We start from the raw sequence: 12,140 nt of genomic DNA on the forward strand, positions 1-12,140 counted from the left end.
GGTCAGTTCTCGTCAGAGTAGTCGGTTTTTTCTCGCCGGGCGGTTCCCGAATGCGCGACGGATGTGTTTAGAATGCCCCTCGTCGCGATCCCCGGCGGCTTCTCGCAAGGATCGTGCGACAGGGTAAAACCGACCATTAAAACAAGAACAGAGACGTGCCCGATGATGCAGGACGAACCGCGCTGATGCCGGTTCGATCCGACGCCCGGCCGTCATAGCGTGAAGCTGCCGGGATGGCGGTTGCACCGTGGGATGCCATGAATTTCATTCTCTACTCGGACGTCAACGACCGCTCCATCAGCCAGAGTCTGGGGCGTCCCGAATATAGCTACTACTTCGTGCTCAAGGCCTATCGCCCGGTGCTGGAAAGCCTGGGGCGGGTGCATGTGGTGTCTACCAGCGCCGAGGTTGATCCACTCTATCGGCAACTGCTCGCCGCCGGTGAAAGCAGCGTTTTCCTGTCCTTCACGCCGCCACAAAATACCCCGACCGATCTTGAGTGCCCGACGATCTGCGTGATCGCATGGGAGTTCGATTCGATCCCCGACGAGTCGTGGGACGATGATCCGCGCCACGACTGGACGCAGATGCTCGCCCGACAGGGACGGGTCATTACGCTGTCGAGCCACACCGCCCGCGCGATTCGCCGCGCCATGGGCGAGGACTTTCCGGTACTCGTGCTGCCGACGCCCTTGTGGGAAAACTTCTCCGCCATTCGTGAGCAGCACGTCAGTGCGCCGATCAATCCCGGCGCGACCCTGGCGATCAAGGGCTGCATTTTCGACAGCCGCACGCTGGGACTGTCTGCCGACGATTTGCTGCCCAAACCGCTGACCGCCGAACAATTGGCTGAAATTGAGGCACTGCGCCCGCCACCGCTGACGGTCAAACGACGCCTGGTGATTGCCCGCCACTATCTGCGTCTGTGGATGCTGGGCGCGGGTGAAGAACGGGTGAAATTCCTGCACCACTGGTACTGGGAAGGTGTGCAGGATCTGCTGCCGGACAGCGCACACGCCTGGCTTGAAAAGCGCTTCCCGGCCATCGCCGCTCCGCATGCGGTAGTTGTGGTCGAGCCACCACCGCTGGATCTGCCGGACACGTCCTCGGTGGTCGAGGCCATGGTAGAAGGCGTGATCTACGTGACCGTGTTCAACCCCAGGGACGGCCGCAAGAACTGGCATCATCTGGTTACCGCTTTCTGCTGGGCCTTTCGCGAAACGCCTGACGCGACGCTGGTGCTGAAGATTACCCAGAACGATCTGGCGTCCTACTACAGCGAACTGATGACCCTGCTCGCACAACTGACACCGTTCGCCTGCCGGGTGCTGGTGATGCACGGTTACCTGGACGATGCGCAATACGCGCGGCTTTACCAGGCCGCCAGTTTTTACGTCAACGCTTCACGCTGCGAGGGCCTGTGCCTGCCGTTGATGGAGTTCATGTCCAGCGGCAAACCGGTGATCGCCCCGGATCACACGGCCATGGAAGACTACATCGACGACACCGTGGCCTTCGTCGTCCGGTCCAGCGAAGAGCTGACGATCTGGCCCCAGGACACCCGCATCATCTACCGCACTTTGCGCTATCGGCCGGACTGGGCTTCGCTCAAAAGCGCCTATGAGAACAGCTACCGGATGGCCAAGGCGCAGCCGCAGGAGTACGCGCGGATGTCTGCCGCTGCTGTCGAGCGCATGCACGACTACTGCGCGTTTGCCCCAGTGCAGCAGCGCATGGCGGACTTTTTCGGCCTCGCGCCACTGACCGTCGATGCCGCCCCCGTGACGGACAATGCCTCATGCTGATCATCATTCACTCGGAAACCAACCAGCACACCATCGCGCAGAACCTCGGTCGTTCGGAGTACAGCTATTACTTCGTGCTCAAGGAATACCGGCCGGTGCTGGAACGCCTTGGGCGTGTGGTGGAAGTCGTCGATCCGGCGCGCGAAGTCGATGCGCTGTACCTGGAGTGCCTGTCCCGTGGCGAGCCGTGCGTGTTCCTGTCGTTCTCGCCGCCGCACCGCACGCCGATCCACCTGGCATGCCCGACGTTGCCGGTGTTCGCCTGGGAATTCAGCACCATCCCCAACGAACCCTTCGACAACGAGCCGCGCAATGACTGGCGCATGGTGCTGCGGGCCTGCGGCGCGGCGATCACCCATTCCACCTACACGGTCAACGCCGTGCGCGAGGCCATGGGCGCCGATTACCCGATTGTCGCGGTGCCGGCGCCGGTGTGGGATCGCTTCGCGGCCCGGGGCGCGCAGCTACAGGGCCAGTCCTCGACTGGGCCCGTGCGCCTGACGATCAAGGGGCTGATCGCTGACAGTCGTCAGCTCGATCTCGACGCGTTTGGCCCGAAACATTTGCGCCGTGGCCAGGGCATCGATTTCCAGGCGCCGGTGCGTGAGCAGGAGTTGTTGCTGGACGGTGTCGTCTACACGTCGGTGTTCAATCCAGGTGACGGCCGCAAGAACTGGGAAGACATGCTCAGCGCCTTCTGCGTGACGTTCCGCGACGTCGAAGACGCGACGCTGGTACTCAAGCTCACGCATCACGATGCCGAAGAAGCGCTCAGCGACATTCTTCATCACCTGTATAAAAACCAGACCTACCGCTGCCGCATCGTGCTGATTTACGGCTACCTCGCGGACGCCGACTACGAGCGTCTGGTACAGGCCACCCGTTACGTGGTCAACACTTCCTACGGCGAGGGCCAGTGCCTGCCGCTGATGGAATTCATGTCCTGCGGCAAACCGGCCGTGGCGCCGCGTACCACGGCGATGATCGATTACCTGAGCACCGACAACGCCTTCCTGGTCGAGTCCACCGATGAACTCACGGCCTGGCCGCACGACCCGCGCAGGGCATTCCGCACGTTGCGCTACATGACCAACTGGGCATCGGTCTGCGTGGCCTATCGCGACAGCTATGAGGTGGCGAAGAACGATCCCGGGCGTTATGCGCAAATGTCGGCGCAAGCCGTTGCCAGTCTCCAGGCGTTCTGCAGTCAGGCGGTGGCCGAGCAGCGTTTGCGCGATTTTCTCGCTCAAGTGCACGAACTCCGCGCTATCGCTGCAACGGAAGTCACGGGCGCATGATCCGCGCATGGCTGAGGCGTTTGCGTCCGGTTGCGCCATCGGTGCCGGACTCTCTGCCGGATCCTGTGTCCGTCAGCGTGTCGCCGCGGGACGTCGGCCTGCACGATGCCATGCTCGACGGGTGGTTTCACGGCGACAGTGGCGAGTTGCTCAAGGGCTTTGCCATTGACGCGGACGACACCCTGCTCGACGTGGGGTGCGGTGAGGGCGTGGCGACATTGTTCGCCGTGCGCCAGGGGGCCTCGGTGATCTTCACCGACAGCGAGCACGACAAAGTCCGCGATCTCGCCCGGCAAGTCGAGGCGCAGAGCCGCAACGCCAGCCTCGGTCTGGTCAGCAACAGCCTGCCATTGCCGCTGAGCGACGGCTGTGCGAGCAAGGTTGTGTGCATGGAAGTGCTGGAACACATCGACCAGCCCGAGCCGTTCATGGCCGAGCTGGTACGCATGGGCCGGCCCGGTGCGCTGTACCTGCTCAGTGTGCCGGCGCCGGTCGGCGAGCATTTGCAGCAGGGCATTGCCCCGGCGGGTTATTACCAGTCACCCAATCATGTGCAGATCTTTACCCCGGAACGCTTCGCGGCACTGGTGGAGGAGGCCGGTCTGGTGATCGAGCATCGTCAGGCCACGGGGTTTTTCTGGGTCATGGGCATGATTTTTTTCTGGGCCAGCGAACGCGCTGCCGGCCGTGACCTCGGTGGCGCCGTGCGCGACCGGATCCAGGCGCCGTATCCACCGTTGATGGAGAGTTGGGCCAGAACCTGGCAGGACTTGCTGGCGCAGCCCGATGGCTTGGCGATCAAACAGATGCTGGACCGGTTCATGCCCAAGAGTCAGGTAATCATCGCCCGCAAACCGCTCGATGCAGGACGAGTGTCATGAGCGGCAAGCGGATCATGGACATCGAAGTGCTGCGGGCTATTGCGGTACTCGGCGTGCTGTTTCATCACTTGCAAGGCAGCCTGTTCACCGACCCGGTGCCGCTGCTTGAAAGGATCCATGCCTGGGCGCAGCCATGGTGGGGCGTTGACCTGTTTTTTGCGATCTCGGGGTTTGTCATCGCCCGCAGCCTGATCCCGGCGCTGCGCGGTTGCAGCAACCGCCGGGAATACTGGGAGCAGACGCGCAATTTCTGGCTGCGTCGGGCGTTTCGTCTGTTGCCCTCGGCCTGGCTGTGGCTGGCGCTGATGCTGCTGGCGTGCGTGTTTCTCAATCGATCAGGGGCGTTCGGCACGTGGTCCGCCAACGTCCAGGCCACTCTGGCCGGGGTGCTGCAGTACGCCAACTTCCGCTTTGCCGATGCGTTCTTTCATTACGAGTACGGCAGCAGTTTCGTCTACTGGAGTCTGGCGCTGGAAGAGCAGTTCTACCTGTTGTTCCCGCTATTGATCCTGCTGTGCCGCAAGCATCTGGTGTGGGCATTGCTGGCACTGGTGGCGGTGCAGTTGTTCACGGTGCGTACGCCGCTGCTGATGGTGATTCGCACGGATGCGCTGGCGTTGGGCGTGCTGTTGGCGATGTGGAGCGTGCAGCCGGGTTACTGCCGTTGGGAGCCGGTATTCCTGCGTCGGCCATGGGCCGGAGTGTTGGCGCTGATCGGCCTCGCAGCGCTGCTGAGCTTCATGGCCACCGACCGTTTCACCTTTGCCGGTTACCGCATCGGGTCTATCGCCGTGCTCAGCGCCGTGCTGGTGTGGATCGCTTCGTACGACCGCAATTACCTGCTGCCGGCCGGTGGCCTGCAACGACTGATGGCCTGGATCGGCAGCCGCTCCTACGGCATTTACCTGATCCACATCCCGGCCTATCAACTGGTGCGGGAACTGACCTTTCGTTTGCAGAGCGCCGATCTTCCGAGCCCGGCGGGGCATCCGATCGTGACGCTACTGATTGCCGGTGGCCTGATCGTGCTGCTCAGCGAACTCAATTACCGCTTGATCGAAATGCCCATGCGCAATCGAGGCGCCACGCTGGTGAAACGCCTCGGCACCTCGCGAACCGTCGTCTCGTCCTCTGGAGCCACCTCATGCTGAGCCTTTTGAAAAAACTCACGGCGGCTCCGGCCCCCGCACAAGCTGTCGCACCGGTCGCCGACAAGGTCGACCCTTATATGCTCGGCCTGCACGACGCGATGCTCAGCGGCTGGTTCAACCAGCAAACCGGTGAGCTGTTCAAAGGCTTCCCGGTAACCGCCGATGACACCTTGCTCGACGTTGGCTGCGGCGACGGTGGCAACGTGCATTTCTGCGGCATGCGCGGGGCGAAGATCATCATTGCCGATATCGATGGCGCCAAGGTCGAAGCGACCCGCCAGCGCCTGAGCGATACGCCGGCGCGTGGGGTCGAATGCCATGTCACCGACTGCAATCCGCTGCCGATCGCCGATGGCACCGCCACTCGCGTGGTGTCCACTGAAGTCATCGAGCACGTCGACGACCCGGCGCAGTTCCTGGCCGAACTGGTGCGTGTCGGCCAGTCCGGCGCGCTGTATTTGCTGAGCGTGCCGCACCCCAGCTCCGAAGACCTGCAAAAGGACATCGCCGCGCCGGAGTATTTCCAGAAGCCCAACCACATTCGCATCATCAGCGAAGAGCAGTTCAAGGCGATGGTCAGTGAGGCGGGACTCGAGATCATCAGCCACAGTCAGTACGGCTTTTACTGGTCGATGTGGATGATGCTGTTCTGGGAGGCCAAGGTCGAATTCAGCAACCCGGATCATCCGCTGCTCAATCATTGGGCCGATACCTGGCAAGCGGTGCTCGACTCGCCGCGCGGTGCGCAGATCAAGCAGGCGCTGGATGCGGTGGTGGCGAAAAGTCAGGTCATCATTGCCCGCAAGCCCTGAACGCTTTTGTGTAACCTTGCAGCCTGATGTCTCAGGGATCTGCAAGGTATGCGCTTTATCATCGGGTGGGCAGCCCTGGTCGCTATGTTGTTGCTGTGTGCTTGTGAACGACAGGACGCAGTGCCGCTCGACCAGCAGCTTTACGTCTGGCAACGGCAATGGACGCCGGCCCATGAACCTGCGCTGAACGACAGTCGCAGCGACTTTTCGACGTTGCGGGTCTTGGCGTTGCAGGCGTTCCCGAATGCCGGATGGAGCCGGGCACGAATCGATACCGCGCTGCTGAAACACGATGCCCGGCCGTTGATCGCGGTGATTCGCCTCGACGGCCAGCTCAAGGCGCTCGACCCGCAAGCGGTTACGGCGCAAGTCCTTCAAGTGCTTGCTGACTGGCAAGGGCAGGGGCTCACGCTGGCCGGGGTCGAGATCGATCATGACGCCGGCAGTGCCCGACTGTCGGACTATGCCGAATTCCTCGCTCACTTGCGCGGCGCATTGCCGGCCAGCTTGCCTTTGAGCATCACTGCGTTGCCCGCCTGGCTCGACAGTCCGCAGTTGCCGGCGCTGCTGGCGACCGTCGACAGCAGCGTGTTGCAGGTGCATGCCGTCAGCGATCCGCGTCGCGGTCTGTTCGATCCCGAGCAGGCGCGGCGCTGGGCCAAGGCCTGGGGGCGGGTGACCGACAAACCGTTTTATCTGGCGCTGCCGGCTTATGGCGTGGCGTTGTTGCCGGAGGCCGATGGCGCCCCGGTGGTGGAAAGCGAAGTGCCGCTCGAGCGCGGTGGCCAGCGGCGCGAATTGCTCGCCGATCCGCAACAACTGGGCCGGCTGGCCATTGAACTTCGCGAGGATCGCCCGGCGCATCTGGCCGGTCTGATCTGGTTTCGCCTGCCGTTGGCCAACGACCGCAGAGCCTGGAGCCTGAGCACGCTGCGTGCGGTCGCCCGAGGCGATGCATTGAGCAGCCAGCTCGGCCTGACGTTCACCAATCAGAATGGCCTGCAAGACATCGCCCTGCGTAATGTCGGTAACCTCGACAGCGCCTGGCCCGCCCGCATCACCCTCAAGGCCCGGGGCTGCGAAGGGGCTGACGCGCTCGCCGGTTATGCGTTGCAACAGACGGCGGATCTGCTTACCTTCACCCGCCTGCGCGACGGCCGCCTGCCGGCGGGCGGGCAGCGTGCGATCGGTTGGGCACGCTGCGCAAATATTGATCAAGGAGGTTCGCATGTTGACCCGTAACTGGCCCCGCCATCTGCTTTGCCTGAGCCTCAGCCTGCCGCTGGGGTCGGCGCTGGCCTGCGGTCCGGATTTCCCGATGCGTCTGCTCGACGATCGCGGACAATCGCTGGCGGAACTGCCGGAGGGCAACTTCAGGTTCGAGATCAGTCGCCTCGGCAAAACCATTGCCGGGCTGAAGAACGTTACCGCCGCCACCCACAATCCGGATGACATCTACGCCGAGGCGCCAGAACCCGCCGAGGTGCGCGACAAGGCCGAGCAGATCGGCCTGACCCCTGAACAGCAAGCGCTGGTCAAGCAACTGCGCAGCCTGACCGATGCGCATCAGGTTGACGTGCAGGGCGCGAGCCTGCCGGCGGAACTGCGTCTGTATGTGGCGGGCGCGGTGGCGTTCGGCGCCGGTGACCATCAACTGGCGGTCGAGTATTTCCGTCAGTTGCTGGCGCTGCCGGCCGATCAGCGGGCGTTGCGCAGCACCTGGGCTGCCTATTCTCTGGGCCGAGCGTACTTTGCCATGAGCAGCGAAGCGGGCGACGCGCTCGAAGCCTGGGAAAACGCTATCGACGCGTTCCGCCAGGCGCGGCAACTGAGCATCGACGGCTTCAGCGATCCGCTGGAGCTGGGCGTGGCCAGCCTCGGCGAAGAGGCGCGGGCGCTGCGCATGGCGGGTGACTGGAACAACGCCATCAAGCTGTATGCCGCGCAAAACCTGCACGGCTCGAACGTCGGTTACACCTCGCTGAAGCAGTTGATGAACGAACTGGCCGAGGAGCCCGAAGATCGGCTGGCGAAATTGCTGCGCCGCGAAGCGGTGCAGCAACTGGTGACCGCCTCGCTGATTAGCCGCATTGGCTGGTCGTTCGGCGATGAACCGCCGAACGAGAAGAAGCTGGTCAAAGCGCTGCAAGCGAGTACCCGAGGCAGCCTCGACAACGCTGATCGCCTGGCGGCGATGAATTATCAGCAAGGCGATTACGCCAGCGCCAAGGCGTTCCTTGAACACGCTGGCGACAGCGGTCTGGCGTGGTGGCTGCGGGCAAAACTGGCGGTGCGCGATGGCGACAGGAACGCAGCGGCTGCGGCCTACGCGAAGGCCGCGCAAGCGTTCCCGCAGGACGAATCCTGGGGCGAGCGGCGCACCGCCGACTGGAATCTCGAAACCGTGCAGCCCAAATGCCGGGTCGAAGGTGAAAGCGCAATTCTTGCGCTGCAACGTGGCGAGTACCTGCAGGCTTTCGACCAGTTGTATCGCAGCCAGCATATTTACTGGTTCGACGCCGCGACCGTGGCCGAGCGAGTGCTGACGGTCGATGAGCTGAAAAACTATGTCGATACCAACGTCCCGGCACCGCCCGCGCTGAGCCAGCAGGATCGCGACAATTACGTGCCACTGCCAGTGGCCGCCAGCCTGCGCAATCTGCTGGGTCGGCGCCTGTTGCGTGAGGGGCATTACGAAGAAGCGGTCGGTTATTTCGACAATGCTGATCTGCAGAACAAGGCCCGGCTCTATGGCCAGCAACGCCTCAAGGCCGACTCGGCTTGGTGGCCGACCAAGCGTGCCAGCGCGCTGTTCAATGCCGCGTGGACGGCCCGTGAGTGGGGCATGGACATCCTGGGCTACGAAATGGCCCCGGATTACGCGACCTTCGGCGGCAACTACAGCCTGGAAAAGACCGAGCTGAAAGTCGGCCCGCTGGTCAGCGAAGCCGAAGTGCAACGTCAGAAGACCAGTGAAGCGCAGCCGGATGAGCGTTATCACTATCGGTTTGTCGCCACGGCGCTGGCCAGCCGTGCGGCAGACAATCTGCCGCACACCAGCCAGGCGTTCGCCGCTGTGTTGTGCTCGGCGGCGGGCTGGAACAGCAGCCTGGAAGAGCAGAGCGCCTTGTACAAACGCTATGTCGACGAAGGGCCGTACGTGCCGTGGGCCGTAGATTTCGGCCATCAGTGTCCTTATCCGGACTTCGAAAGTGCCGACAAGCGCTACGTCACTCAGGTGACCGACTCGGTGCGTTCGACACTGCGGCCGTACAAGTGGCCGGTTCAGATCGGAGCGATCGTAGCCCTCACCGCTGTGGCGTTGTTGCTGATCACCCGCCGCCAGCGCAAGGCCCGCAAAGCCTAAGCCTGCTGGACGAAGGTCAGGCGCACGGCGAAGCCGATCAACAGGCTGCCGAACAGCCACTGTTGCACCCGTTGGGCCGTCGGGCTGTGTTTCAGCCAGCGGCCCAGCGCAGCGCCGGTCAGGGCGTAGGCGCTGTCGAACAACAGACCGGCGCCCACCAGCATCGCGCCAAGCACGGCGAATTGCGTCAGCACCGGTGCGCCATTTGCCACGATGAACTGCGGCAGCAACACCGAGCAGAACAGCAACGCTTTCGGGTTGAGCAGGTTGGTCAACAGGCCGCGACGGATGGCGGCGTACCACTGCGCATGACTGTCCGTGAGGGTGCCGGCGTTCAGATCCGGCAGCAACGTGGTGCGCAGGCATTGAATGCCGATCCACAGCAAGTACGCCGCGCCGGCAATCCGCACGGCATCGAACGTCCACGGCGCCGCCTTGAACAGCGCCGCCAGCCCCAATGCTGCTAACGCGACGTGGCAACCTCGGGCAATCGCAAGACCCACCGCCGTGGCCAGCGCTGCGCCGCGTCCCTGACGGGCACCGGTCTGCAACAGCAGGATCATGTCCGGGCCGGGCAACAGAAAGACCACTGCCAGCGCCAGGAAAAACAGCCAGAGACTTGCCATGTCGCACCCCTTTCGTTGTCGATTCGGTCGCCTCAGTCTAGGGCCGAAAGGCAGGGCAGGTGGTTGCGTAGTCAGCTTCTAAAGGCCTCTGAATTGGCATAATCTGCGCTCTTTCACCGCGTAAACCATCAGGATCTGCCAACCATGAAACTCGATGCCTTCGACCGCAAGATTCTCGCCGCGCTGCAACGGGACGGGCGCCTGAGCAACGTGCAGTTGGCCGACGAAATCGGTCTGTCGGCATCGCCGTGCCTGCGCCGGGTGCGAATGCTGGAGGAGGCCGGGGTGATTCGCGGTTATCAGGCCAACCTGGATCGTGATGAAGTGGGGTTGGGGCTGACGGTGTTTGTCGGGGTCAAGGTCGAGCGGCACAACGACGAACAGGCCGAGGCGTTTCATCGGGCGGTCACGGCGTTACCGGAGGTGATTTCGGCGTTTCTGGTGTCCGGGGAATCGGACTTTCTGCTGCAAGTGGTGGTGCCGGATCTGCGCGCCTATGACCGCTTTCTCACCGGTTGCCTGTTGAAGCTGCCGGGAGTGAGCGATATCCGCAGCAATTTTGCGATCCACACGGTGAAGACACCCGGCGCGTTGCCGCTGGGGCATCTGCCGTCCTGATACTTCCCGCATTGCGCGGGAAGTATTCGCACAGTGCTTACATCTGCGTCGCCATCCCCTCGACATTCATCGCTGCCTGACGCAACGCTTCGGAGCGGGTTGGATGCGGGTGACAGGTCAGCGCGATGTCCTCGGCCGAGGCGCTGAACTCCATGGCCACGCAGAACTCGCCGATCATTTCGCTGACGCTCGGGCCGACCAGGTGCACGCCGAGGACTTCGTCGGTGCGCTCATCGGCGATGACTTTGGCGAAGCCTTCGGTCTCGTGATTGATCTTCGCCCGGCTGTTGGCGGTGAACGGGAATTTGCCGACCTTGTACGCCCGGCCTTCCGCCTTCAGCTGCTCTTCGGTCTTGCCGACGCTGGCCAGCTCGGGGCGGGTGTAGATCACGTTGGGAATCAGGTCGTAATTGACCTCGCCGGCCTTGCCGACGATCTGTTCGATGCAGGCCATGGCTTCGTCTTCGGCCTTGTGCGCGAGCATCGGCCCGGAGGTCACGTCACCGATCACCCACACGCCAGGCGCTTCAGTGCGATGCTGTTTATTGGCGAGCATGCCGCGTTTGTCGGTGCTCAGGCCGACGTTTTCCAGGCCCAGGCCCTGGGTGTACGGACGACGACCGATGGCCACCAGCACGTAATCGGCTTCAAGGATTTCCGCGCTGCCGCCAGCGGCGGGCTCCACGCTGAGTTGTACGCCGTTGGCCGATGAAGTGGCACTGGTCACTTTCGAGCTCAGCTTGAAGCTGATGCCCTGTTTGCTCAGCGAGCGTTGCAGAGTTTTGCCGGCTTCGCCGTCGACGCCGGGGCAGATGCGGTCGAGGTATTCCACAACCGTCACCTGCGCGCCGAGCCGGCGCCAGACCGAACCGAGTTCGAGGCCGATCACGCCTGCACCAATCACCACCAGATGCTTGGGCACTTCGCTCAAGGACAGCGCACCGGTCGAGTCGAGGATGCGCTTGTTGTCGATCTCCACGCCGGGCAGGGGAGTGGGTTCGGAGCCGGTGGCGATGACGATGTCCTTGGCCGTCAGTTCGATGCGGCTGCCCTGATCACCGGTCACGCTGACTTTTCCGGGGCCGTCGATGTGGCCCCAGCCCTTGATCCAGTCGACCTTGTTTTTGCGGAACAGGAATTCAATGCCTTTGGTCAGGCCGCTCACGCTTTCGTCTTTCTGCTTCATCATTTGCGCAAGGTTGAGCGTGGGTTTGACTTCGATGCCGAGGTTGGCGAACTCCGCGCCCAGCGCCGCTTCGTAGAGCTCTGACGCATGCAAAAGCGCCTTGGACGGCATGCAGCCGACGTTCAGGCAGGTGCCACCCAGCGTGGCGCGGCCCTCGACGCACGCGGCCTTGAGGCCCAACTGGCCGGCGCGGATCGCTGCGTTATAACCGCCGGGGCCACCGCCCAGAATCACCACGTCATAGTTGCTCATGCTCTTGCTCCTGGCTGAAGGATGCGGATCAGTAAAAGTAGTTCGTGCTAAAAATTACGAACGTAATATGAGCGTTTCCCGACATTTCGGTCAAGGCTTCAGGCAAGCGACAGGTTGCGCATCTTTGAATGATGCAAATGAGTA

General features: G+C 62.9%; 10 protein-coding genes. 8 read left to right on the forward strand and 2 right to left on the reverse strand.

Translation table 11 applies throughout. The features are described 5' to 3' along the window. The first annotated feature begins 257 nt into the window (after positions 1 to 257). Genes ACODTD_RS11925 through ACODTD_RS11955 form a run of 7 tightly spaced genes read left to right on the forward strand, consistent with a single transcriptional unit; the run spans position 258 to position 9,314 of the window. Positions 258 to 1,805, forward strand: a complete 1,548-nt coding sequence (locus tag ACODTD_RS11925) for a glycosyltransferase (protein ID WP_489104877.1) — start codon at positions 258 to 260, stop codon at positions 1,803 to 1,805. Further along, positions 1,799 to 3,103, forward strand: a complete 1,305-nt coding sequence (locus tag ACODTD_RS11930) for a glycosyltransferase (RefSeq protein WP_489104878.1) — start codon at positions 1,799 to 1,801, stop codon at positions 3,101 to 3,103. The genes ACODTD_RS11925 and ACODTD_RS11930 overlap by 7 nt, the downstream gene beginning before the upstream one ends. Then, the gene (locus ACODTD_RS11935; protein WP_011336669.1) at positions 3,100 to 3,984 is read left to right on the forward strand and encodes a class I SAM-dependent methyltransferase; all 885 of its coding nucleotides are present in this window, start codon (positions 3,100 to 3,102) and stop codon (positions 3,982 to 3,984) included. Before ACODTD_RS11930 ends, ACODTD_RS11935 begins: the two co-directional genes overlap by 4 nt. After that, a complete protein-coding gene (locus ACODTD_RS11940; protein ID WP_285354260.1) occupies positions 3,981 to 5,135 on the forward strand; it encodes an acyltransferase family protein in 1,155 nt (384 codons plus the stop codon). Before ACODTD_RS11935 ends, ACODTD_RS11940 begins: the two co-directional genes overlap by 4 nt. Beyond that, the gene (locus ACODTD_RS11945; RefSeq protein WP_011336667.1) at positions 5,129 to 5,947 is read left to right on the forward strand and encodes a class I SAM-dependent methyltransferase; all 819 of its coding nucleotides are present in this window, start codon (positions 5,129 to 5,131) and stop codon (positions 5,945 to 5,947) included. The genes ACODTD_RS11940 and ACODTD_RS11945 overlap by 7 nt, the downstream gene beginning before the upstream one ends. A 48-nt stretch (positions 5,948 to 5,995) precedes the next feature. Then, entirely contained in the window at positions 5,996 to 7,189 is a 1,194-nt protein-coding gene (locus ACODTD_RS11950) for a DUF3142 domain-containing protein (RefSeq protein ID WP_489104879.1), read from the forward strand. Then, positions 7,176 to 9,314 (forward strand): tetratricopeptide repeat protein, encoded by a 2,139-nt coding sequence (locus tag ACODTD_RS11955; RefSeq protein WP_489104880.1) that lies wholly within the window; start codon positions 7,176 to 7,178, stop codon positions 9,312 to 9,314. Before ACODTD_RS11950 ends, ACODTD_RS11955 begins: the two co-directional genes overlap by 14 nt. On the opposite strand, the gene ACODTD_RS11960 is transcribed toward ACODTD_RS11955, so the two are convergent. Continuing rightward, complete coding sequence (locus ACODTD_RS11960; RefSeq protein ID WP_285354262.1) at positions 9,311 to 9,940, reverse strand: LysE family translocator; 630 nt, start codon at positions 9,938 to 9,940, stop codon at positions 9,311 to 9,313. The genes ACODTD_RS11955 and ACODTD_RS11960 overlap by 4 nt on opposite strands. 144 nt (positions 9,941 to 10,084) lie before the next feature. Between ACODTD_RS11960 and ACODTD_RS11965 the strand changes: the two genes are divergently transcribed. Then, positions 10,085 to 10,558 (forward strand): Lrp/AsnC family transcriptional regulator, encoded by a 474-nt coding sequence (locus ACODTD_RS11965; RefSeq protein ID WP_007954205.1) that lies wholly within the window; start codon positions 10,085 to 10,087, stop codon positions 10,556 to 10,558. Positions 10,559 to 10,595: 37 nt separating this feature from the next. On the opposite strand, the gene lpdA is transcribed toward ACODTD_RS11965, so the two are convergent. Continuing rightward, entirely contained in the window at positions 10,596 to 11,996 is a 1,401-nt protein-coding gene (gene lpdA, locus ACODTD_RS11970) for a dihydrolipoyl dehydrogenase (protein ID WP_011336663.1), read from the reverse strand. Between the last annotated feature and the right edge of the window lie 144 nt (positions 11,997 to 12,140).

The organism is Pseudomonas sp. FG35 (genome assembly GCF_057809295.1).